This is a genomic window from Paenibacillus sp. 7541, assembly GCF_002276395.1.
Lineage (GTDB): Bacteria > Bacillota > Bacilli > Paenibacillales > Paenibacillaceae > Paenibacillus_AQ > Paenibacillus_AQ campinasensis.
In genome coordinates, this window is sequence record NZ_NQLZ01000032.1 from 43,422 (window position 1) to 65,252 (window position 21,831).

Genomic DNA, 21,831 nt, shown 5'->3' on the forward strand with positions numbered 1-21,831 from the left:
TATCAGATATAAGTGCTTGACTTCCAGCAAAGATGCCGCTACGGGGAATGAGGGGACTTCCGATCGCTCTTGCCCGGGGTACTTGCCTTCATTCGCTGCCAGGTTTATCTGCTCAAGCGCCGTTAAGCGCCTCGCTGAGATCCATAATCAAATCATCCACGTCCTCAAGCCCGACAGAGAAGCGCAGCAGACCGTCCGTAATGCCTCTCTCCTGACGCACCTCTGCACCCATGGCCGCATGGGACATCATCGCCGGATAAGACAGAATGCTCTCCACAGCCCCAAGACTGACAGCTACAAGCGGCAACCTGACGCGGTTCAGCACCTGCTTCGCCCGTTCTCCGGAACCTACATCAAACGAGACGACCGCTCCATATCCGGTCGACTGCTTCTCATGAATCTCGCGCCCCGGATGATGCAGCAGGCCCGGATAATAGACCCGCCCGATATCGCTGCGCCCCTGAAGCCAGGCTGCAAGCTTGGCTGCGCTCTGCTCACTGTGGGCCATTCGCGCCCCGAGCGTCTTCATGCCCCGCATAAGCAGCCATGAATCCTGAACGCCGAGCACCGTCCCGAGCCCGTTCTGCAGCTTCTTCAGCTCCGCCGCAAGCTCTTCCGTTCTGGCGACAGCAAGACCGGCCAGCACGTCGCTGTGGCCCCCGAGAAACTTGGTTGCACTATGAATGACAATATCGACACCCAGTTCAATTGGACGCTGATAGTATGGGGTCATGAACGTATTGTCCAGCAGCGTCAGCAGGCCGTGTTCCTTGGCCCAGCTCGTCACGCCGCTGATATCCGTTATTTTTAATGTTGGATTGGATGGTGTCTCCATATATACAGCTTTGGTATTTGGCCTGATTGCTGCCTTGACCTGCTCCAGATCGGTCATGTCGACGAACGTGCTCTCGATGCCCATGCGGTTCAGGATGGTGGTCAACAACCGGTAAGTGCCGCCATATACATCCTCGGTGACAATCATATGATCGCCGGCGGACAGCAGCATGAAGCTGCTGGATATGGCAGCCATGCCGGAGGAATACGCGAACCCGCGCACGCCGCCTTCCAGCAGCGCAATGTAGTCTTCCAGCGCTTGCCGGGTCGGATTGCCGGAACGGCTGTAATCATGAACCGGCGGATGATTGACGTCTTCGTGATGAAAGGTTGACGCCTGATAGATCGGGACGCTTGACGCTCCGGTCGTGCGGTCGATCTCGCCTCCGAAATGAAGCAGCTTCGTTTCAAACTTCAACGGATCGGTTGAATGTCGGTCCGAACTCATCGCAGCTCGCCTCCTTCCACCTCGGCCATCGCTGCGTTCAGCGCTTGATCCAGATCAGCAATCAGGTCCTCGGCGAATTCGATGCCGACTGAGAAACGGAGCAGACGGTCATCTACACCAACCGCTTCCCGAATCTCAACCGGAATATCCGCATGCGTCTGTACGGCCGGATAGGTCATGAGCGATTCGACCCCGCCCAGGCTTTCTGCGAAGGCAATCAGGCGAATATGCCGCAGCACCGGTTCTACATAGCGGGCATCCTTCACCTTGAAGGAGAAAATTCCGGTATTGCCGCTGGACTGGCGGCTCTGAATATCGTAGCCCGGATGTTCCGGCAGACCCGGATAGAATACTTCCTCCACAGCCGGATGTCCCTGCAGGAAGGTCGCAACCGCCGTCGCATTCGACTGATGGCGCTCCATTCGGAGGGCCAGCGTCTTCATCCCTCTCATTAACTGATAGGAGTCGGACGGGCTCAGCACCGCTCCGATCGAATTATGAAGAAAGGCCATCTCCTCGGACAATTCCTTGCCCTTCGTTACAATCAGGCCTGCCAGCACATCGTTGTGCCCGCCCAGATATTTGGTCGCGCTATGTACGACGATATCGGCTCCAAGCTCAATCGGCCTTTGAAAATAAGGCGTGAGCAGCGTGTTGTCCACGATTGTCAACAGCTGGTGACGACTTGCCCATGTGCAAACCGCTTCAATATCGGTAATCATCATAAGCGGGTTGGTCGGCGTCTCGATGAATACCGCCTTTGTATTTGGCTGCCGCGATTGCTCCAGCGCATCCAGATCGTTCGTATCCACATAGGTTGCCGTTACCCCGAACTTGGACATAATCCGCTCCAGCAGCCGATAAGTGCCGCCGTACAAATCCAGGGATACAATCAGATGATCCCCCTGGCCAAACAGGGCAAATACGGTTTGCAGCGCTGCCATGCCCGAGCTGCAAGCGAATCCGGCATCCCCGGATTCCAGCTCCGCGCAGGCATCCTCCAGCACTTGTCTCGTCGGGCTTTTCGTGCGGATGTAATCAAACCCGGTGCTTTGGCCAAGCTTGGGGTGGCGGAAGGCCGTTGCCTGATAGATCGGGAAATTGATCGCGCCGGTTACCGGCTCCTGAACCGAACCGATCTGGGCTAGCCGGCTTTCGATATTCAACGGTTTTTTATCCATATCATTGCTCCTCCTCGGGTGTGCGCGCTAGATTTGCGGGCCGATATCATACGGTGTCTCTTGGTACACATAATAGTTCAACCAATTCGAGAATAACAGGTTGGCATGTGCCCGCCATACGGACCGTGGTTGCCTGGACGGGTCGTTGTTTGGATAATAATTAACGGGCAGATCAATCTCCATCCCTTTTGCCACATCGCGATCATATTCCCATTTCAGCGAGTCTGGATCATATTCGGAATGACCGGTAGCAAATATTTGCTTGCCATCCTTGGAAGCTACCAGATATACGCCGGCCTCCTCCGATTCCGACAGAATGACAAGATCCTCATGCTGGGCAATGTCCTCGCGGCGAACCTCGGTATGACGGGAGTGCGGAACGAGGAACATCTCATCAAATCCCCGGAGCAGCTTCGTACAGGGCTCGTTAACCGAATGCTCGAATACGCCAAAGCATTTCTTCGGCAGGCTGTATTTCGGAACTCCATAATGATAATACAAGCCGGCTTGGGAGGCCCAGCATATGTGCAGGGTAGACGTCACATTCGTCTTGGTCCACTCAAATATTTCCGTCAGCTCATTCCAGTAGTTCACCTGCTCGAACTCCAGCTGCTCCACCGGAGCGCCAGTAATGATCATGCCGTCAAAACGGCGATTTTTGACCTGCTCGAACGTTTTGTAAAACGTGGAGAGATGCTCAGCCGACGTGTTTTTGGAAGTGTGGGAGCTCGGATGGAGCAGCACCACATCGACCTGCAGCGGCGAGTTACCAATTAACCGAAGCAGCTGCGTCTCGGTCGTTTCCTTGGTAGGCATCAGATTCAGGATAGCAATTCGCAGCGGACGGATGTCCTGATGGAAGGCCTGGCTTTCATCCATCACAAAAATATTTTCTCCAGCCAACACTTCTTTAGCTGGCAGCGCATCTGGAATTTTAATCGGCATGTGAACTCACTCCTTCAAATTAAATGACGAATCGATTCATGCTTTCAAGAGAAAGAGCGATAAGTACCTTGAAACGCAAGAAAACCTTTCTCCGAAGAGAAAGGTCATCATATACGTATTAACTATGCGCCTCTCTCATCTGTCAGAATGCCTGCGTTTTTCAAAAACGCAAACCATGCATCCTGCAAGAATTAGCACCGTGCGATGTTGCCGCCGGTTGCCGGGTTTCATAGGGCTAGTCCCTCCACCTGCTCTTGATAAGATTTCGCTGTATTCGATTGTCACAAGACTGTTGTTAGATTTACTTTAAATCAATAATTTTTTTTCGTCAAGAACCTTTAGCTTTATCGTCACATATTCCTCGCGGTTTCCATACCCTGTACAACAGCGTCCTATCCGGCCTATATTTCATCTTGAAAGGTCGTACACCCGGCGTTATACTAGACAAGTGCTGCAACAACATTGATGAAAGAGGTGACATGGAAGATGGACGGTGACCCGAGCCAGAAGCTGGATAACCAGGAAGCACAACCGCATAGGACCAAGATCAGCTCACCGGCGGAGGGCGGCGTTATTTTTCATGCGCTTATATAGAAGGCTTTAATGAGAGAAACCTAACTCTTCGCCCGTTCTTCCCCGGCAAGCTGATATCTTGTGCTTTTATGCGCCAATTTTCACGAATGGAAATGGAGTGATATCAGATGAAAATCCGGTTGGTTGATGCGGGTGTTTTTACACCTGTCGAAGACATCAGAGCCACCCTGACGGCCCCGGAAAGCGGCTTTTATTGGCTGGATGCCGATGTGGACGATCTGGAGGAACTGCAGCCGCTATTTTCCCTCCACGACCTCGCGGTCGAGGACTGCTTGAGCGAAGAGGAACAGCGGCCGAAGATTGAAATTTATGAAGATCATTACTTTATTGTAGTGAACAGCATTCGCTTTGATGATGAGGAAATCTTTCTACGGGCGCTTAACATCTTTCTTGGACGGCATTTTATCATTACGGTAACGAAGCAAAAAATCCACGAACTTCGCACACTGAAACCTCTTCTATGGGAAGAGGAGGTCAGCACGCCGGACCGCTTCCTGTATCTGCTGATCGACCTTGTGACCGACAACTACTTCTCCGTCGGGGACCGAATCGAGGCGCGGATCGAGAAGCTGGAAGAAGATATTCTGATGCATACCAAGAAAGCCCATCTGCATGAGATTATCGGTCTTCGCAGTGAGATTCTGTGGCTGAAGAAGGTGCTCGGTCCTCAGAAGGAAGTGATCAACACCCTGAATAAAAAGGATCTTCGGCTCATCGATGATCAGCTGCAAAAGTACTTCAGCGACATCTACGAGAACGCCGTCAAAATTTCCGAGACGTTCGAGACGTATCGGGATCTGATGGGCAACCTTCGGGAAGCCTACCAGTCCAGTATCGCCAACCGCGCGAACGAAATCATGCGTGTCTTTACGGCGATTACAACCATCTTCATCCCGCTTACGCTGATCACCGGCATATACGGAATGAACTTCGAGTATATGCCTGAGCTAGAATGGAAATATTCCTATTATGTTGTCATCGGGATTATGGTATCTGCGGGTCTCCTAATGTTCTATCTTTTCCGTAAAAAGGATTGGATCTGAAATGAAAAACGCTGTCTCACAAGCTAGAGTAGCTGATGAGAGACAGCGTTTTTTAGGTTTATTCATCGCTTGTCACAGCAGCCTGAGGCTTTCCTCACGTCTAACCGACATTTCTTCGTCTGTCCGAATTTCGACTGTCCGCCCCCCCTGTGCTCCGGCGGTAACGGATCCGGATCAGACGGAGGCGTTCGTACAGCTGTTCTGTCGTGCTTGTCCCATCCGCCTCCTGACCATATACCCGCTGCAGGACAGGCTTCAGGAACGTGTCGCCCAGCTCCTCGAAGGCTTTCCAAATTGACTTCTGCTCCTCCTCCGGCACCGCATTCAGCTCCAGCTGAATCAAGGCATCGGTATCATACCCGTCCTTCTCCAGCTCTTCCAGCTGCTCCAGCAGCTCACGCCGGGACATGGCGGTCCGCTCTTTCAGCTGCATGAGAGACGCCCCTTCGGCTATGCCGGACAGCATGACCCTGCGCGTGCGAAATCGCTCCAATTCCTGCTTGTACTTGGCCTCCTTCTGCTTGTACAGCCAGGCTACATATTCTTCCTCCCTTAGCGCATCATAGACCCAGTCAAGCGGAAACGCGGTCGAGCGCGCCACCTTGGACGTCAGCTCCAGCCACTCTGCACCATGCTCTGATGCCTTGCTGGCACCAATGCCCGGCAGCTGAAGCAGCTCCTCCTCCGTCTGCGGAATGAAGGCGCTGATTAGTCTCAACACACGATTGCTCGCGACGAAATAAGGGGCCTTTCTTCCCGAAGCCGCCTTCTTGCGCCGCCAGGCACACAGCTCGGTGTACAGCTCCTCGTTACCGTACAGCTCGCTGTAGCACTGCAGCTTCTGGGCCGTCTGCTGCTTGCCTGCCACTTCCTGCGGCTCATGAAACACGCCTTCAATCATAGGTCTGTAGCCATCTCCAAGCTTGACTGCCAGCCGGTGACGATAAACGTACAGCATTTCATTCCACGAACTGCCTTCATACCATTCCTCATCCACTGCCTCGCCGTCAAGCTCCATATCCCGCCAACCAAGGCGCCACACGCCTTCCTCCTCCCCAATCCAGACCTGTGCGAATTGCGCCAGGCCCTCCTGGTCTGTTCTCGACATTTGATTCATAAACACAATCTGCATGTTACGACTCCTCCCGCTACGCATTTCAGTACAACGACAAAAAGCACCCCTCCGCCGCTACTCGCGGCTGGAAAGGTGCTTCCTTATCCGTTCCGTTATACTGTTACAGTTATAATACCATATTCTGTAATGTAATCAAGCCTTTATCGCACAGCTTTCTCTAACTGTCCATGACCATGGCTGTAAGGTGGTAACGAACTTCTTCCGCTTAGTTCGCCTCTTCAGCCAAAGCCAGCTTCGCCAAGGCCAGCGCCCCGCACAGCCCCGCATTGTCGCCAAGGCCCGGAGGAACGATGAACTCGTCAATCTGATCCCCAAGGCTTGGATGCTGAACATAGCCCGCAAGCAGCTCCTGAAGCTTCTTGCGAATCATCGGGAACAGCTGCTCCTGCTTCATCACGCCTCCACCCATCACGATGCGCTGCGGGGATAGAATGAGCACATAATTCATCAGTGCTTGGGCCAGATAATAAGCCTCCATCTCCCATGCCGGATGATCCGGCGTAAGCTCGGCGCCGGCAACTCCCCAGCGTTTGCCAAGCGACGGACCTGCGGCCAGCCCCTCCAGACAGTCCCCATGATACGGGCAAGTTCCTTCATAGGTGTCTTCCGGATGACGGCGCACGTAAATATGGCCCATTTCCGGATGTGACAAGCCGTGGATCAATTCGCCGGAGACAACGGCTCCTGCACCCACACCTGTGCCAATCGTAATATACAGGCAGCTGTCCAGCCCTTGGGCAGCCCCCCATGTATATTCGCCCAGCGCTGCCCCGTTCACGTCAGTATCGAAACCGATCGGTACCGGAAAGCGCTCCTTCAACGCATTCACAATGTTGAAGTTGCTCCAATGAGGCTTCGGTGTGGTTGTAATGCTTCCATATGTAGGACTTCCTTTTACCGGATCAATCGGTCCGAAGGAACCGACGCCAATAGCAGACACATTCTTATCCGCGAAAAACTCAAACACCCGGCCCATCGTTTCTTCCGGTGTCGTCGTTGGAAAGCTTACACGCTCCACGACAGTGCCGTCCTCATTACCGATTCCGCACACAAATTTCGTTCCACCCGCTTCAATTGCTCCCAGTATACTCATGCTCGTTCATCCCTCATTTCATCATGTTCACCGGCCGGTGCGCTCTCGTCGTCCCGAACCTGCAGCTGCCAGAAGCAGCCAGGAAAACAATATAATGACCGCCGTCCAGGTCCACGCTAGCCTGTGATCCCCGTTGCTGACGGCAACATATATCGCAGTCGGCAGCGTCTGGGTTTTGCCGGGAATATTACCGGCTACCATCCAGGTCGCTCCGAATTCACCCAATCCTCTTGCAAACGCAAGGATGTATGCCGCCATCGCTGATCGGCTTACGAGCGGCAGTGTAATCCAGCGAAGCACTTGCCACTCCCCCGCTCCTTGCGACCGGGCGGAATCCTCCAGCTCGCGATCAACCGAGTCAAAGCCGGCCCGCATGCTCTGATACACAAGCGGAAAAGATACGACCACCGCGGCGATGACCGCAGCGCCCCAGCTGAATATAATCGGCTGTGCGAACAGCCACTCCGCCAGTCTGCCAACCCAGCTGTTCCTTCCCAGCACGACCAGGAGGATAAAACCGATCACGGTCGGCGGCAGAACAAGCGGCAGAATGAGAAAGGTCTCCACCATCGCCTTTCCCGGAAACATGCGGCGAGACATCCATCTGGCTGCCGCAGTTCCGAGTATAAAGGCCAGGATGCTGGACAGCAATGACGTTTTTAACGAAAGCCATACCGGCATCCAGAATAATTCCGATGATGACACCTACATTCCCTCCATTACAACAAAACCCGCCTGCTCAAAGATGTCCTTCACTTCATCCGTGCTCAAAAATGCCAGCAGCTCCGCAGCTTCCTTCGGATGAGAAGCGATGAGCGGCACAGCTGCAGGATACTCTATCGGGCTGTGCAGCTCCGGATCCAGACGCAGCACCGTCTCCACCTGATCGGACTGCAGGGCATCGGTCTCATACACAAATCCGGCATCCGCATTCCCCGACTCCACGTAAGTAAGCACCGCCGTAACATCCTTGGCATAAACCGCCTTGGTCTCCACCGCTTCCCACAGACCGACATGCTCCAGCGCTTCCCGAGCATAACTTCCGGCAGGCACCGTCTCCGGCTGGCCAACTGCCACAATACGAACCTGTTCCCCGGTTATATCGCCGAGCTGCCGGATGTGCGCGCTGCCTTTCCGCTCAATTAGCACAAGCGAATTACGAAGCAGTACCCGGATATCCTGCTCAGCTACAACCCCTTTATGGACCAGACGCTCCATCGGTTCCCTGGCGGCAGATATGAACAGATCCGCCGGCGCTCCCTGCTCCAGCTGCTGAACCAGCGCGCCAGAGCCGCCAAAGTTGAACCTCAGCCGCACCCCAGGATGGGATGCCTCAAACCTCCGGCCCGCTTCCTCCAGCGTTTCCTTCAGGCTTGCAGCTGCGGAAACGATCAACTCGGTAGGCGGCTCCGCTCCTCCGCTTTCGCCACCAGAAGTCGCAGGCGCTGCGGATTGACCCTCAGCGCAGGCAGACAAGATGATAAGCATCATAGCCAGCAGGCAGGAGAGTCCACATCGTGTCATGCTTCTGTATAGCCGTGAAGCTATCGCTGTTCTCATGAAACGGTCGCTTCCCCGAACATATGAGCCAGGCTCTTCATTTCCAGCTCCTCCAGCTTGGCCAGGGCCCGGCTGTGGTCAATTTCCAGCAGGCACAAATCCAGCTCGCATTCCAGCGGAACCTCGCAATAAATTTCGGCCAAAGATCTCGACAGATGCAGCATATCGAGATCAGACTCAATTTTGGTGCGGACCCCTTTAGCCAGTGAATCGAGATTGGCCAAAATCCCTTCTACGGTCTGATATTGCTGAATCAGCTTCAGCGCCGTCTTCTCCCCGATGCCGCGGACACCCGGATAGTTATCGCTCGTATCTCCCATCAAACCCTTCATATCCACAATTTGATGCGGCAGGAGGCCTTTCTCGGCATAGAGCGTCTCCGGGGAATAGACCATGTAATTGCCATGGCCTTTCTTCATAATAATGACGGAGGTGGATTCGTTGACAAGCTGCAGCATATCATGATCCCCCGTCAGCACCATCACCTGCGATTGGGCGCCGAAGCGTCTGGCCAGCGTTCCGATGCAATCGTCCGCTTCGTAACCTTCCACACCCAGATTGGGAATGCCAAGGCATTCCGTTACCTCCCGGACGAGGGAGAATTGGGGAATCAGGTCATCCGGCGCTTCCATCCGGTTGCCCTTGTAAGCCGCAAAATGCTCTGTCCGGAAGGTCTTCGATCCCATATCCCAGCAGCATGCAACATGCGTCGGCTTGAACGTATCAATCGCGTCCCATAAATATCGCAAAAAACCATATACGGCATTGGTAGGCACACCCGACTTGGTGCGGCGAATGTACCCGCTCGCAGCCGTGGCATAATACGCCCTGAATAATAAAGCCATCCCGTCGACCAGCATCAAGGATGGCTGCTTGTTCGGTGTCAAGTTTAATCGCTCCTAACTGTTCTCTTCATGATCCATCTAGCAGTTCCCTGCCATTATATCATATCCCTGCGGTCCGTTGGGGACGAGATGTCAGGCCGAATCACATATCCACCTATTGGCATCATCTTGCTACTGGCCAGCCCCGATATTCGTCAGGCTTCGCGTTACTGTCCACCCCAGCTCTCCTGGAACTGCTCTGCCTTGAAGCCGACCGTCACCCGGGTACCGTCCGTAACGATCGGACGTTTGATCAGCCTTCCGTTCGAAGCCAGAAGGGCGATTTTCTCTTGATCAGACATTGCCGGAAGCTTGTCCTTCAGCTGCATTTTCTTGTAAACCTCACCGCTTGTATTGAAAAACTTCTTCAGCTCCAGGCCGCTTTTAGTTATCAAGTCTGCCAGTTCATGCTCTCCCGGCGGCTGTTCAAAAATGTGAACAAGCTCAAGCTCATGCCCTTGCTGTTGCAGCCATTTCACGGCATTGCGGCAAGTGCCGCATTTCGGATACTGATATACTGTCAATTTGCTCATATTTCAACAACTCTCCTTGATGTTTGTTATTAAAATTTGAAAGTTGGCCTAGCGAGTTCCTTCCACGTCCGCATTCCCGATTCCAAGCATGTCAGCGTACCCTCTGCTGCAAGCGCTGCTGCAATGCCGCCATATCCTCCGGCATCGGAGCGGAGAACGTCATCTGCTCCCGTGTCATCGGATGAACGAGCGTCAGGCTCGCCGCATGCAGCGCCTGTCTGCTTATGCTCTCATCAAGCGCCATAACCCGTGCCAGCGCCGGGGACGAGGCAGCCTCCGCCCGTGAATCGTCCATACCTTCAACCTGCAGGGAAGTGTCCGCCTTCCCTGGGCCGTCGATCCCCCGGGAGCTGTAGAGTGGATGCCGGTACATCCGATCCCCGATCAATGGGCAGCCGATGCTGGTCATATGAACGCGAATCTGATGAGTCCGTCCGGTTTCAAGCTTGAGCGCCACGAGCGAAGCCCCATCATACTCCTCGCGCACTTCGTATCGCGTCAGGGAAGGATACCCATCGGCCGTTATGATCCTTCGATGCAGCTCCTCAGGGTCACGGTCGATCGGTCCGTCCACCGTCCCTACGGCCGGATCGGGCGCGTTGTGAACAAGCGCCAGATAGCGCTTGTCGACCGTCCCGGCGATCATCTGCTCGGATACATGCTGGTGAACAAAAGGATTTTTCGCAATAGCGAGAACGCCCGACGTTTCCTGATCGAGCCGATGAATGGCACGAAACCGATATTTCCAGCCCCGGGACTGCCAATAGTGTACAATTCCGTTCGCCAGCGTGCCTGTGTAATGGCCGTGGGTCGGGTGAACGATGATCCCCGCCTCCTTGTTCACGACAAGCAGATGATCATCCTCGTATAGAATGTCCAGCGTCATCGGCTGCGGCAAAATATCATCGGATACCTCCTGCTGCATCCGAATCTCCACAAGATCCCCGGGCTTTACCTTCTCGCTGATATACACCCGCTTGCCGTTCAGTTGAATGCCCTGCTCCGTCAGCTTCAGTCTTGACAGCAGCTTCCGGGAAATCCCCATCCGCTGCTGCAGCACGGTCTTGAGCAGCATTCCGCCGTCTTTGTCAGGAACTGTGTATGCAATCGGCGGATAATAGTCTTCCATTTCTTATCGAAACACCTTTCCGCTTCGGACATATTCTACATCCGGCACACCTGCTTTTACATTGGCCGCGCGAGCCGCAACGAAGAAATAATCCGACAATCTGTTCAAATATCTTCGCACCTCCGGATTGATATCCACCGAACGGGCGAGGGTAACCGTCAGCCGCTCTGCACGGCGGCATACGGTACGGCATACATGCAGTGCGCACGACAACGCACTACCGCCAGGCAGAATAAACCGCTCCAGCGGCGGATTCCCTTGCTCCAGCTCATCAATCCACTGCTCCAGCCGCTCCACCATATCGGCCGTCACCTTGTAGCGACTCTCATCCTTTTTGGCATAGGACAAGTCAGACCCGCTATCGAACAGCTCGTGCTGGATCAGAAGCAGCTGCTCTTCCATCTCCTTATAACCGCTTTGTTTGGCTGCATGCACCGCCTGCCCTACAAAGCTGTTCAGCTCGTCAATCGTGCCGTATGCTTCCACACGCGCATCGTCCTTCGGGACGCGGCCACCGATGATCGACGTTTCCCCGGCATCCCCGGTTTTCGTGTATACCTTCATCGCTCCTACCTCCGTTTTCCTCAGTTTATGTTCAATATATCATAACAAATGCGAATACCAAAAAGGAGACCCTGAAGGTCTCCTTCTATCCCGATCCTTATTTCTTCTTCGGATAAGTCTTCATATATTCGTTGATTTTCAGGTCAAGCAGACTGCTGATCTCAATCACAATATCTGACGTAAAGGACTGCTCTTCCATAAAGATTTGTTCCATCTTCTGCCGGAGCATGTGAATTTCATCTTCCAAGGTGATTTCCTGAGGAGTAGACTTTGCTGATTTAATTGACCATTTACCGTGCTGGTTGTCCTCAGCCATAAAATCTCCACGGTAGTTCGACAATTCATAATCATATAACATCGATGACCCCTCCTTGGAAAGTAAAATTCTGCTCCCAAAATAAAATTATACCATATCAATCAGTTAAGAAAAGTGAAAATTTTGTTAATTCAAGGAAAATCTCAATCTGATTTCTATGCATTCATTGAGGAGCCATCCCTTAGGTCAGTTTGGCTACAAAATTGCCCATACGATCCAGCGCTTCATTTAGCTGCGTTATGGACGTCGCATAAGAACAGCGAATGAAGCCTTCGCCGCCCATACCGAACGCGGACCCCGGCACCGCGGCCACTTTCGCTTCGGTCAGCAACCGCTGGGCAAACTCATCGGATGACAATCCGGTGCGCTTGATGCTCGGGAACGCGTAGAACGCGCCGTTCGGCTCATGGCATTCCAGCCCGATGTCGCACAGTCCCTGTACGATCAATCTGCGGCGCTGGTTGTAGGATTCCACCATCCGGTCCTTCTCGCCCATGCCGTTGCGAAGCGCCTCAAGGGCGGCAACCTGGCCCATTGCCGGCGCGCACATCACCGTATACTGGTGGATCTTCAGCATTGCATTGATCAGCTCCGGATGTCCGCATACATAGCCCATCCGCCAGCCCGTCATCGCAAATGCCTTGGAAAATCCGCTGACCAGAATGGTCCGGTCGATCATGCCCGGCATCGAGGCAAAGCTGACATGCTTGCCCTCATAAGTCAACTCGGCATAAATTTCGTCCGAGATCACAATCAGATCATGCTTCTTGACCACTTCCACAATCGGAAGCCAATCTTCGTAGGTCATGATCGCCCCTGTCGGGTTGCTGGGATAGCAGAGGATCAGCACTTTGGATTTGGGCGTGATTTTGGCTTCCAGCGCCTCAGCCGTCAGTTTAAACTGGTTCTCGGCCGTGGTCTCGATCCCTACCGGCACGCCGCCGCCAATGGATGTAATCGGCGAATAGGAGATGTAGCAGGGCTCTGGAATCAGAATCTCATCCCCCGGTACAACCAAAGCCCGCAATGCCAAATCAATGGCTTCACTGCCTCCGACCGTCACAATAATCTGATTGGCCGGATTGTACTCGACATGAAAGCTGTCATTCAAGTATTCAGCGATCGCCTCGCGCAGCTCCGGCATTCCTGCATTGGAAGTGTAGCCGGTAAAGCCACGTTCAAGGGAATATACACAGGCCTCACGGACATGCCACGGGGTCACAAAATCCGGCTCGCCGACGCCAAGTGTAATGATATCCTTGTTCCCGCTGACGAGATCGAAAAATTTCCGTATGCCCGACGGCTGAATATCTCTAACCTGCGGCGCCAAATAGGAAGTCATCGATTTCCTGTTCTTCTCTGAAAGCTGCTCTTCATTCACAATCATGGCACACTCTTCCTTCTGTCAGACTATAGAATGTGTAACAGCGAAAGCCACGGCACTCTATACTCGTAAAAAAATTTCCGCTGTAAATCGCGGTCAGTCTGCTCGCAATCCCTTGCGATATCAATGTTATGGAGAAATCAGAAGACGATTGTCTTCTTCACGTTCTTCGAAAATAATGCCGTCCTGCTTATATTTCTTCAAAATAAAATGCGTCTTGGTCGACAATACGGAGTCGATCGGCGACAGCTTCTCCGATACAAAATTGGCTACCTCGCGCAGGTTAGCCCCCTCCACCTCAACCAGCAGGTCGTAAGCGCCGGACATGAGATACACCGACTTCACCTGCGGGAACAGATAGATCCGCTCGGCAATGCCCTCAAAGCCTCTGCCGCGCTCAGGGGTAATCTGCACCTCGATCAGCGCAGTCACCTTCTCGTCATCCACCTTGCCCCAGTTCACTACGGTCGCGTACTTCACGATAACATGATCGCGCTCCAGCTCTGCAATCGCCGTTTTCACTTCTTCTTCCTCCACACCCAGCAGCGTGGACAATAGAGCCGGCGATCTTCTCGCATCCTCTTTCAACAGGTCAAGCACCTTCAACTTCAATTCGCTTAGCTCTTCCATATTCGTTCCTCCAGCTCTAAATTACGAAAACCGTCCATGAACAGATCACGAAACAGAGATTAATACCTATATTACAATATCTCACATCCGATGTGCAAAAGAAAAAACCGATTCCCGCGTAATTGCTTTTCGCGCTGGAAATCGGTTTGTAGCGGGAACTACCGTCCCCGCAAGAGGTCCGGTTACATATACGTCGGCGGGCTGACATTCGCCGGATGCTCACCGACGTTTGGCGTATGTGCGAATGTGCCGATTCCCGCTGACTTCTGGCTGATCAGGTCACGGGTCTTCTGAACCGTCTGCTGTGCCTGCTGATGCTGCTTGTCCACGTCCATTTTCAATGCATGTGGAATGGAGGCAGAATATTGGTTTTGCTGCTGGATCAGATGATACATCTCGCCCTGCAGTTTGAGTGTATCCATCGTCAAGTTCGTGAACATTTGTCTTACTGTAGGACAAGACGCCTCGGTTGTAGCCGTTGTATATTCACGAACGGTCCGTTTCAGCTCTCCCAGAATGAAATTGAGCAATTCCTCCTGCGGCAAGAATGAAGCTTCGTTCTGCGTTGCCATCTTGTATAGTTCCTCCTTATTTCATAAATGTGTCAACAAGGACAAGTCGGCTTGAGTTAAGCAAACGAATGCCAACCGCCTTTACCTTTACCACACCCTAGCCAGCTCTTTACTGCGGCTGAGCCGGGGCAATTCCTTTATGGGCTTCCAGCGCACCCACCAGTTCGTTCAAATGCTGCTCATGCCGCTGCACGAATCCCATCAGGGCCTGCTGCACCATCTTGTCCTGAGCGCTGGCCGCGGTTGCAGCCGCGTGCTTGGCGAGCATGCTTTCGTTGGAAATGCAGTCAACGATATAGTCTAGTTCCTTGGACGTCAAGGGCAACATCTGATTTTGATTTTGAGTCGTCATGCTGTTAATCCCCTTTCCATATAGAGTCACACCCGTAGTATGCCTTCTCACGCAAAATCTATGTTCCCGTGGGTAATATTAACGTAAGCCGCATACACAAAGGGAGGTTCTAGCAATGCAGCTTACTTTCGGCACTACCCCCTGGACATATCTGGACTCCACTGCCCATATTCCCCGTTACCCCCGTCTGGAGGAGAGAACGGATTGTGACGTGCTCGTCATTGGCGGCGGCATCAGCGGCGCGCTGGCCGCATATATGCTAACCGAGCAAGGGGCCAAGACGGTGCTGCTGGAGAAAAGCCGCGTCTGCAGTCAAAGCACCGGAGCCAATACCGGGCTGCTTCAATTTATGAATGATGATTCGCTTACCCAAATTATCCAGATGTTCGGCGATGAACGCGGGACCCGAATTTACGAATTGTGTACCGACGCTATTGTTCAGTTGGGACGCATTGCTCAAGGGCTGTCCGTCGATGCCCAATTCATACCGCGGAGCTCCCTGTATTACTCAAGCACGCCGGAGGAGGCCGGCTCCCTCCGTCAGGAATACGATCTGCTGAAACGGAAGGGATTCCCTGTTTCCTATTGGGACAGGCAGCAGATCAAATCCGCCTTTCCCTTCTCGAAGTCGGCTGCCATATACTCGCACGGGGATGCCGAGGTCAATCCGTTCCGGCTTGGGCTGGGCTTGCTGGAAAAGGCTGCTTCTCAGGGGCTGCGAGTATACGAGAGAAGCGGTGTAAACCGCGTTGCCTATACGGATACAGAAGTGACTGTGTACACGGAGACTGGCGCTGTCCGGGCCCGAAATGTCATTTGGGCAGCCGGCTATGCTCTGCAGGACTGGAAGCCTGATGCTATTGCCGAGCGGGTGTTTACGTATGCGCTGCTGACCGAGCCCGTTCAGGACCTGTCCTGGTGGCATGAGCGCGCTCTGATCTGGGAAAGCCATCGGCCTTATCTGTACTTTCGCACGACGCCGGACAATCGCATTATCGCCGGGGGACTCGATGAGCCCATCCGGGAATTGCATCGTCCGGCCAAGCTGCTGCATGAGCGAAGCGAGCGGCTGCTTCAGGATCTGGCGCGGCTGTTTCCTGAACTGAGCAGCATCCGTCCGGCTTGCAGCTGGGGCGGAGTATTCGCCAATACGGTAGACGGCCTGCCGCTCATAGGGCCTCATCCCGAATATCCGCACAGTTATTTTATCGAGGCGTATGGAGGCAACGGCATGGTGTACAGCTACATCGCTGCCAGGCTGATCGCGGATACGCTGGCGGGACACCGGCGGGAGGAGCTGGCCTGGTTCGATCTCTGGCGCTCGTTTTCGCACCCATCCGCCCCCCACTCCAACTGAAACAACCTCCAGCTCGGCTATGACGCCAGTCTGGAGGTTGTTTTTGGAACAATCGTGTAGGCAGACTAAGCAGCATGCTGCTTCCAGGAAAAAAGCTTGCGCATAAACATCCAAGCCCCGACGGGAGAGGCGCCCAGCAAAAGCATCAGCAACGTGATCGTGGACGGGTCGCGGCGAAAAGCAAGCACCCCTATAAAAATGAGCAGCCCCGCAATACGCCCGGTCATAAGACTCAGTTCCCTCAGCGCCACAAGCTCCACTCTTTTCTCAACGTTATCGCTGTTGGCGCCCATCAGATCGAAGCTGACCGAGACGGCAGGCAGCATGAACAACGGAATAAACAGCGACGTTCCAATTCCGAGAATGAGCAGCGTCACATAATTCACCTTCCACAGCAGCGGCACGATCACAATGAGCAGCAGAACCGCCCCCACCAGCATTCCGACGCTTCGACGGTGCGGCTTGAACCACTTGCCGGCCACCCAGTAGCTGACAAGCGATACCAGGGACGTAATGAGGGCAAACTGCCCGATCTTCGCTTCCTGGTCTGTCGCTACATAGACAAGGATAAAAATAAGGAAGGAAAATACCCCTTCCCTAATCCCCTGAAAGATCAATCCCCCTACGGCATGACGCCACATGCGGCTCTCCTTCAGCTTGCGATAGCCCTCGAGCCAGTCGTAGCCGCCCTGAACCGGGCGCTTGCGGAGAAAGAAGCTGAGGACCACGGTAGCCGCGTATATGATCATCGACACGGTAAATATAAACCGGTATCCCCGCTCCCCGTGCATCATCGTAATGATTAAACCCGCAGCCCAAGGCCCGATAATGCCGGTCACAGAACCAAGCAAGCCGAGCCAGCCGTTGAACCAGTCCCGGTTGCTTGCCTCCGATATCTCAAAATAGACGACGTTAAAGGCGAGCCAGAACAAACCAAGCGACACACCAAGAAGAAGCCCGAGCGGCCATATATATTCTACCGCCTGATTCCCGGCCCACAACACGCATAAATAAAAAAGCCCCGACACCCCTATGCCGAGGCGAAGCGCATTCATTTTATTGTATTCCTTCACCCATTTGCCGGCTGCTATGAACGTAATCCCGAGCGCAATCTGCTGCGCAATCGTAAACCAGCCAAGCATGGCGTAATCCTGACGGCTTTTCCACAAATACACATTAAGGAATGTGCCCGACAATGCGCCGGATAACATAAACAAAGCATGCACCGTTAACAGAAGTACAGACTGAGGGTCCTTGTTTCGACTCATTCCAGATCCTCCCTTGGCTCTACACTTGAAGTCCTGGCTATTGTACCCCCAAGGCGTCAAGTTCATGAACGGGAGCCTGTCCATCTCATGCCAAAATAAATAAGAAAAAGCCAACCCCCTCTGTCAATCGAAGGGGATTGGCTTAATTGGTACGAAGGCTACTTCTGGTTATCGATAAGCCCTCGAATAAGTCGCAAGCGGTCTTCCTCGGCCAAGCTGGTATGCACCTGGAAGCATCCCGGACAAATGTATACATGCAGATCAAACGGCGGCTTCAGCAGCGGCCCTTTGACGAGGGCTGGCGTAGCCGGTGTGAATCCTTCCTCGACCCGCTGGGTTCCGGCCAGCAGCATGTACTCCCGGCAGTGAACGCATTCCGGCGCCTCTTCCTGCTCATCAAGCAGCTTCTCCACCGACTCCTCGAACGCGTATAGGTCCACATCATCACCGTACTTGTCAATCGTGCGCAGCGACGACAATGATTCGGTCTCCGGGGGCCAGAACGAACCGGACGCTGTCTCCTCCTCATCATCGCGATCCGAGATGTCTACTTCCTCATCCAGCTCCGCTTCTTCCTCTTCTGTGCCCAGTGCAATATTCAATGTGCGGTACCCTTTCAGCTCATTGGCGCAATGAGGGCAAGTCTCCTCTGGACCTATCTCCTCATCCCACACAATTTCAGTTTGGCACCATGGGCATACTGTAGGTTCCATAGGCTCTTCATTCCTTTCCATATTCAAACGGCCTTCCATCCTTCAGGCAGCAGGCCCTTGTACTCCCTATCTATTGGTTCATCAAATACACGATGCCTGATACAAAAAAGATCAAGGCAACCGCAAACAGAATTCGCGGCAAATATTTCATCCTCTTCGTCCCCCCGAAGCCATCAATATGAATCGGTTAACATCCGCTTGCGTTCCTGCTGATCATCCCAAAATGCTGGAGCCGATAATGTAGGACAGCGACACGGTAATCAGCATGACCGTCAGCCCCACCGCACGGTTATCCTTCGAAATTTCCTCATCAACCGAGAATACCGGTGTTAAAAACTCCAGCAGCAGATAGGCAACCAGCAGCAGTATAAACCCGAAAAAGGACCACTTGATCATCCCGTAAATCGAGGTATTCGCTGTAATACTGTATCGCATTACGTTGCAAAGTGCAAAAATTTTGCCTCCGGTGACCATTGCAGCCGCTACATTTCCTTTACGTATCTCATCCCAGCAGTTGTATTTTGTCACCCATTCAAAACAGGACAGATATACGATAAGCGCCAAAATCGCCACCGAGAAAAAGCCGACCAGCACACCCAGCGGATGTGTCAGCAATTGATCGATCATTTCCGTCATTGCTCTCTTGTTCCTCCCCAAGCTGCACCTCGCCGCTCAGGCTCAAGGCGCACCGAATTGTGCTTCTATTGTATACGCACGGAAAGAGATGCTGGTTTCTTATTCTTAGTTAACGACAACGCTATTTCAGCTCCGCGATCGTCACACCGGCACCGCCTTCTCCATAATTACCGAGACGGTAGCTCTTGACATGCTTGTGCTTCCGCAAATACTCCTGAATGCCGGAGCGGAGAATGCCGGTTCCTTTGCCGTGAATGATGTAGATTTGGCCCAGATTACCAAGGAACGCCTCGTCGATAAACCGGTCGACCTCAATTAGCGCCTCTTCCAGATTCGCCCCGCGCAGATCAAGCTCATTGCGGATGCTCGCATCCCTTGTCCGCTTGAGCACCGTCGCCTGCTGTCTTGGCGCCTGCTTAGAAGCCGGAACGGACTCCGACAGCAACTCGAGATCGTCCAGAGCCACCTTCATTTTCATGATGCCAAGCTGCACGAGTGCTTCCTTCGAGCCAGCCAGCTCAACGACATGGCCCTTCTGATTCAGGCTGAGCACTCTCACCTCATCGCCGGCCTCAATGCTGCGCTGCTTCTTGCCTGCCGTCTGGTGGCCAGCCTTTCGGCGCTGCTCCGGCACAGCATCTTCCAGCCTTTTGCGGGCGGCAATCAGCTTGTGGTCTTTCACCGCTGCGCCTTCTTCCTGAGCAAGCTTGCGAAGCTCGGCAATGATGTCTTCCGCTTCGCTCCGAGCCTTATCAACGATCTTCTTGGCGTCGGTGCGAGCTTTCTCCACCAGTTTGTCCCGCTGCTCCTCCAGCTTCTGCAGCTCCTGCTGATGGCGAGCCCGCAGCGCCTCCATCTCCTGGCGGACCTGCTCCGCACGCTCGCGCTCGACTTCGGCAGAATGCCGATTCTCCTCCAGCGAAGCGATCATATGCTCCACCCGCTGATCTTCTTCCTTCACCTCGCCGCGGGCGAAGTCGAGAATCGTTCCCGGCAGACCAAGCCGCTCTGCAATCGCAAAGGCGTTGCTTCGGCCAGGAACGCCGACCAGCAGTCGATACGTCGGGCTCAAGGTGTTGATATCAAACTCCATGCTCGCATTGATAACCCCTTTGCGCTCATACGCGTAGGCCTTCAGCTCGGAATAGTGGGTTGTCGCGACCATGCGGCAGCCGGTGCGGTGGATATGTTCCAGGATCGCAATGGCAAGCGCCGATCCTTCTGCCGGGTCTGTGCCAGCGCCGACTTCATCGAGAAGAACCAGGCTTTTCGGAGTCATCGTGTTTAATATCCGGATAATATTGGTCATATGGCTTGAGAAGGTACTCAGGCTCTGCTCGATGCTCTGCTCATCGCCGATATCGGCAAAAATCGCATCGAACACGCACATCTGGCTCCCCTCTTCCGCCGGAATGAAGAGACCCGACATCGCCATCAGATTCAGCAGGCCGATCGTTTTCAGCGTGACCGTCTTGCCCCCGGTGTTCGGGCCGGTCACGATGATGGAGGTGAAGTCATTGCCAAGCTCCACGTCAATCGGAACGACCTGTTCTCTCGGAATCAGCGGGTGCCTTCCTTTTCTCAGCTTCAGATAGCCTCTGTCATTCATGCGCGGAAGCACCGCTTTCATCACATGGGCCATCCGCGCTTTGGCAAAAATAAAGTCAAGCTGTCCAACGATGTCGATATCCATCGCGATCAGGTCGGCCTGCTCGCCGACTTTGGCGCTCAGCTTCTGCAAAATCGCTTCAATTTCGCGCTCTTCCCGAATCCGCGTCTCCCGCAGCTTGTTGTTCATCGCTACAATCGATTCCGGCTCGATGAACAGGGTTGCGCCTGAGCCGGACTGATCATGCACGATCCCGCCAAAATAAGAGCGGTACTCCGCCTTAACCGGGATAACAAAGCGATCGCCGCGAATGGTAATCAGCTGATCCTGGAGCATCTTCGCTACCGATTGCGAACGAATCATGGACTCCAGCTTTTCCCGGATGCGGGCCTCGCCGTTTCGCAGCTCCCGTCTGATCTGGGCCAGCTCCGCGCTTGCGGAATCCAGCACCTCGGCCGTGTCGTCGATGCATGCCTTGATGTCATCCTCCAGCGGCTTCTGCTCCGAGATCAGCTCGCTAAGGTTATACAGCATCTCGATCGGCTCATCCTCGTGCACCCCTGCGATAAAGCGCTTGAGCCGCCTCGACCCATGAATCGTATTGGCTGTGGCCAGCAGTTCATGCGTGCCGAGCGTCCCGCCGATCTTCGCCCGCTTCAGCGCTTCCCTCACATCGGTAATGCCGCTCAAGGACGGTGTTCCTTTAAGCCGGTCGACAGTGTAAGCCTGATCGGTCGCAGCCAGCAGGCGCTTCACCTCTTCCAGCTGTGCGACAGGCTTCAACTGTTCAGCAGCCGTACGCCCCATCGACGTTTGTGTATATTCTGTTAATGTATTTAAAATCTTCCGATATTCCAGCGTTTTCAAAATCTTGTCATCCAAAGAAGTTCACTACTCCTCTCAATCAATGCCTATATTATAACGAAAGCCGGACAAATAAGCTATTTCCGTTCTTCAGCTTATGGATAAATCCTTCCATACATAACAACAGCAAAGATGGAACAAAATAAATTCTGCGTAACACTCCAGTTCCTATTCTAAGGAGGCAAAC

The 21,831-nt window shown here is 53.6% G+C and carries 23 protein-coding genes and 1 riboswitch; of the genes, 3 read left to right on the forward strand and 20 right to left on the reverse strand.

Annotation, left to right across the window (positions count from 1 at the left end):
• Window positions 1–112: 112 nt before the first annotated feature.
• From CHH75_RS19070 to metA, 3 genes are read right to left on the reverse strand one after another with little or no spacing between them, the layout of a single operon-like run.
• Complete coding sequence (locus tag CHH75_RS19070) at window positions 113–1,282, reverse strand: aminotransferase class V-fold PLP-dependent enzyme (RefSeq protein ID WP_095398934.1); 1,170 nt, start codon at window positions 1,280–1,282, stop codon at window positions 113–115.
• The gene (locus CHH75_RS19075; RefSeq protein ID WP_095398935.1) at window positions 1,279–2,463 is read right to left on the reverse strand and encodes a PLP-dependent transferase; all 1,185 of its coding nucleotides are present in this window, start codon (window positions 2,461–2,463) and stop codon (window positions 1,279–1,281) included. Before CHH75_RS19075 ends, CHH75_RS19070 begins: the two co-directional genes overlap by 4 nt.
• A gap of 27 nt (window positions 2,464–2,490) precedes the next feature.
• The gene (gene metA / locus CHH75_RS19080) at window positions 2,491–3,408 is read right to left on the reverse strand and encodes a homoserine O-acetyltransferase MetA (RefSeq protein ID WP_095398936.1); all 918 of its coding nucleotides are present in this window, start codon (window positions 3,406–3,408) and stop codon (window positions 2,491–2,493) included.
• Between the two features lie 132 nt (window positions 3,409–3,540).
• Window positions 3,541–3,672, reverse strand: a riboswitch (SAM riboswitch).
• A gap of 201 nt (window positions 3,673–3,873) precedes the next feature.
• On the opposite strand from metA, the gene CHH75_RS25375 reads away from it, so the two are divergent.
• A complete protein-coding gene (locus CHH75_RS25375) occupies window positions 3,874–4,002 on the forward strand; it encodes a hypothetical protein (protein ID WP_255223075.1) in 129 nt (42 codons plus the stop codon).
• A gap of 107 nt (window positions 4,003–4,109) precedes the next feature.
• On the forward strand, window positions 4,110–5,045 hold the full coding sequence (corA, locus tag CHH75_RS19085; protein WP_095266343.1) for a magnesium/cobalt transporter CorA: 936 nt from the start codon (window positions 4,110–4,112) through the stop codon (window positions 5,043–5,045).
• 100 nt (window positions 5,046–5,145) lie between these two features.
• Here corA and CHH75_RS19090 read toward each other — a convergent pair whose 3' ends face one another.
• The 13 genes from CHH75_RS19090 to CHH75_RS19150 all read right to left on the reverse strand — a co-directional run bounded on the left by CHH75_RS19090 (window position 5,146) and on the right by CHH75_RS19150 (window position 15,197).
• On the reverse strand, window positions 5,146–6,177 hold the full coding sequence (locus CHH75_RS19090) for an HRDC domain-containing protein (protein WP_095398937.1): 1,032 nt from the start codon (window positions 6,175–6,177) through the stop codon (window positions 5,146–5,148).
• Between the two features lie 208 nt (window positions 6,178–6,385).
• A complete protein-coding gene (locus CHH75_RS19095) occupies window positions 6,386–7,273 on the reverse strand; it encodes an ROK family protein (RefSeq protein ID WP_095266341.1) in 888 nt (295 codons plus the stop codon).
• A gap of 27 nt (window positions 7,274–7,300) precedes the next feature.
• The gene (gene modB, locus CHH75_RS19100; RefSeq protein WP_095266421.1) at window positions 7,301–7,954 is read right to left on the reverse strand and encodes a molybdate ABC transporter permease subunit; all 654 of its coding nucleotides are present in this window, start codon (window positions 7,952–7,954) and stop codon (window positions 7,301–7,303) included.
• A 24-nt stretch (window positions 7,955–7,978) separates the two neighbouring features.
• The gene (gene modA / locus CHH75_RS19105) at window positions 7,979–8,764 is read right to left on the reverse strand and encodes a molybdate ABC transporter substrate-binding protein (RefSeq protein WP_255223076.1); all 786 of its coding nucleotides are present in this window, start codon (window positions 8,762–8,764) and stop codon (window positions 7,979–7,981) included.
• Window positions 8,765–8,829: 65 nt separating this feature from the next.
• The gene (locus tag CHH75_RS19110; protein WP_095266340.1) at window positions 8,830–9,720 is read right to left on the reverse strand and encodes a 5'-3' exonuclease; all 891 of its coding nucleotides are present in this window, start codon (window positions 9,718–9,720) and stop codon (window positions 8,830–8,832) included.
• A gap of 164 nt (window positions 9,721–9,884) precedes the next feature.
• Complete coding sequence (locus tag CHH75_RS19115) at window positions 9,885–10,250, reverse strand: arsenate reductase family protein (RefSeq protein ID WP_095398938.1); 366 nt, start codon at window positions 10,248–10,250, stop codon at window positions 9,885–9,887.
• Window positions 10,251–10,341: 91 nt separating this feature from the next.
• Entirely contained in the window at window positions 10,342–11,379 is a 1,038-nt protein-coding gene (locus CHH75_RS19120; RefSeq protein ID WP_095398939.1) for an RluA family pseudouridine synthase, read from the reverse strand.
• A gap of 3 nt (window positions 11,380–11,382) precedes the next feature.
• Window positions 11,383–11,943, reverse strand: coding sequence for a cob(I)yrinic acid a,c-diamide adenosyltransferase (locus CHH75_RS19125; RefSeq protein ID WP_095398940.1), 561 nt, complete (start codon window positions 11,941–11,943; stop codon window positions 11,383–11,385).
• Window positions 11,944–12,040: 97 nt separating this feature from the next.
• The gene (locus tag CHH75_RS19130; RefSeq protein WP_095266336.1) at window positions 12,041–12,301 is read right to left on the reverse strand and encodes an aspartyl-phosphate phosphatase Spo0E family protein; all 261 of its coding nucleotides are present in this window, start codon (window positions 12,299–12,301) and stop codon (window positions 12,041–12,043) included.
• Window positions 12,302–12,440: 139 nt separating this feature from the next.
• Window positions 12,441–13,646, reverse strand: coding sequence for an aminotransferase class I/II-fold pyridoxal phosphate-dependent enzyme (locus CHH75_RS19135; RefSeq protein WP_095266335.1), 1,206 nt, complete (start codon window positions 13,644–13,646; stop codon window positions 12,441–12,443).
• Between the two features lie 126 nt (window positions 13,647–13,772).
• Window positions 13,773–14,273, reverse strand: a complete 501-nt coding sequence (locus CHH75_RS19140) for an Lrp/AsnC family transcriptional regulator (RefSeq protein WP_095266334.1) — start codon at window positions 14,271–14,273, stop codon at window positions 13,773–13,775.
• Window positions 14,274–14,455: 182 nt separating this feature from the next.
• The gene (locus tag CHH75_RS19145; protein WP_095266333.1) at window positions 14,456–14,845 is read right to left on the reverse strand and encodes a spore coat protein; all 390 of its coding nucleotides are present in this window, start codon (window positions 14,843–14,845) and stop codon (window positions 14,456–14,458) included.
• A gap of 109 nt (window positions 14,846–14,954) precedes the next feature.
• Window positions 14,955–15,197 carry a hypothetical protein gene (locus CHH75_RS19150; protein WP_095266332.1) on the reverse strand — a complete coding sequence of 81 codons (243 nt, stop codon included), beginning with the start codon at window positions 15,195–15,197 and terminating at the stop codon, window positions 14,955–14,957.
• 115 nt (window positions 15,198–15,312) lie between these two features.
• On the opposite strand from CHH75_RS19150, the gene CHH75_RS19155 reads away from it, so the two are divergent.
• On the forward strand, window positions 15,313–16,554 hold the full coding sequence (locus CHH75_RS19155) for an NAD(P)/FAD-dependent oxidoreductase (protein WP_095398941.1): 1,242 nt from the start codon (window positions 15,313–15,315) through the stop codon (window positions 16,552–16,554).
• A gap of 65 nt (window positions 16,555–16,619) precedes the next feature.
• On the opposite strand, the gene CHH75_RS19160 is transcribed toward CHH75_RS19155, so the two are convergent.
• From CHH75_RS19160 to CHH75_RS19175, 4 genes are all read right to left on the reverse strand, one after another.
• Window positions 16,620–17,822, reverse strand: a complete 1,203-nt coding sequence (locus CHH75_RS19160; protein WP_095398942.1) for an MFS transporter — start codon at window positions 17,820–17,822, stop codon at window positions 16,620–16,622.
• A 158-nt stretch (window positions 17,823–17,980) separates the two neighbouring features.
• Window positions 17,981–18,535, reverse strand: a complete 555-nt coding sequence (locus CHH75_RS19165; RefSeq protein WP_095266420.1) for a hypothetical protein — start codon at window positions 18,533–18,535, stop codon at window positions 17,981–17,983.
• A gap of 213 nt (window positions 18,536–18,748) precedes the next feature.
• Window positions 18,749–19,171, reverse strand: a complete 423-nt coding sequence (locus CHH75_RS19170) for a DUF350 domain-containing protein (RefSeq protein ID WP_095266329.1) — start codon at window positions 19,169–19,171, stop codon at window positions 18,749–18,751.
• A gap of 121 nt (window positions 19,172–19,292) precedes the next feature.
• The gene (locus CHH75_RS19175) at window positions 19,293–21,662 is read right to left on the reverse strand and encodes an endonuclease MutS2 (protein WP_095266328.1); all 2,370 of its coding nucleotides are present in this window, start codon (window positions 21,660–21,662) and stop codon (window positions 19,293–19,295) included.
• Window positions 21,663–21,831 lie beyond the last annotated feature (169 nt).

Coding starts and splice junctions, on each gene's coding strand:
- CHH75_RS19070 (WP_095398934.1), bottom strand. CDS start 1,282: ATGAGTTCGGACCGACATTCAACCGATCCGTTGAAGTTTGAAACGAAG.
- CHH75_RS19075 (WP_095398935.1), bottom strand. CDS start 2,463: ATGGATAAAAAACCGTTGAATATCGAAAGCCGGCTAGCCCAGATCGGT.
- metA (WP_095398936.1), bottom strand. CDS start 3,408: ATGCCGATTAAAATTCCAGATGCGCTGCCAGCTAAAGAAGTGTTGGCT.
- CHH75_RS25375 (WP_255223075.1), top strand. CDS start 3,874: ATGAAAGAGGTGACATGGAAGATGGACGGTGACCCGAGCCAGAAGCTG.
- corA (WP_095266343.1), top strand. CDS start 4,110: ATGAAAATCCGGTTGGTTGATGCGGGTGTTTTTACACCTGTCGAAGAC.
- CHH75_RS19090 (WP_095398937.1), bottom strand. CDS start 6,177: ATGCAGATTGTGTTTATGAATCAAATGTCGAGAACAGACCAGGAGGGC.
- CHH75_RS19095 (WP_095266341.1), bottom strand. CDS start 7,273: ATGAGTATACTGGGAGCAATTGAAGCGGGTGGAACGAAATTTGTGTGC.
- modB (WP_095266421.1), bottom strand. CDS start 7,954: ATGCCGGTATGGCTTTCGTTAAAAACGTCATTGCTGTCCAGCATCCTG.
- modA (WP_255223076.1), bottom strand. CDS start 8,764: ATGATGCTTATCATCTTGTCTGCCTGCGCTGAGGGTCAATCCGCAGCG.
- CHH75_RS19115 (WP_095398938.1), bottom strand. CDS start 10,250: ATGAGCAAATTGACAGTATATCAGTATCCGAAATGCGGCACTTGCCGC.
- CHH75_RS19120 (WP_095398939.1), bottom strand. CDS start 11,379: ATGGAAGACTATTATCCGCCGATTGCATACACAGTTCCTGACAAAGAC.
- CHH75_RS19125 (WP_095398940.1), bottom strand. CDS start 11,943: ATGAAGGTATACACGAAAACCGGGGATGCCGGGGAAACGTCGATCATC.
- CHH75_RS19130 (WP_095266336.1), bottom strand. CDS start 12,301: ATGTTATATGATTATGAATTGTCGAACTACCGTGGAGATTTTATGGCT.
- CHH75_RS19135 (WP_095266335.1), bottom strand. CDS start 13,646: ATGATTGTGAATGAAGAGCAGCTTTCAGAGAAGAACAGGAAATCGATG.
- CHH75_RS19140 (WP_095266334.1), bottom strand. CDS start 14,273: ATGGAAGAGCTAAGCGAATTGAAGTTGAAGGTGCTTGACCTGTTGAAA.
- CHH75_RS19145 (WP_095266333.1), bottom strand. CDS start 14,845: ATGGCAACGCAGAACGAAGCTTCATTCTTGCCGCAGGAGGAATTGCTC.
- CHH75_RS19150 (WP_095266332.1), bottom strand. CDS start 15,197: ATGACGACTCAAAATCAAAATCAGATGTTGCCCTTGACGTCCAAGGAA.
- CHH75_RS19155 (WP_095398941.1), top strand. CDS start 15,313: ATGCAGCTTACTTTCGGCACTACCCCCTGGACATATCTGGACTCCACT.
- CHH75_RS19160 (WP_095398942.1), bottom strand. CDS start 17,822: ATGAGTCGAAACAAGGACCCTCAGTCTGTACTTCTGTTAACGGTGCAT.
- CHH75_RS19165 (WP_095266420.1), bottom strand. CDS start 18,535: ATGGAACCTACAGTATGCCCATGGTGCCAAACTGAAATTGTGTGGGAT.
- CHH75_RS19170 (WP_095266329.1), bottom strand. CDS start 19,171: ATGACGGAAATGATCGATCAATTGCTGACACATCCGCTGGGTGTGCTG.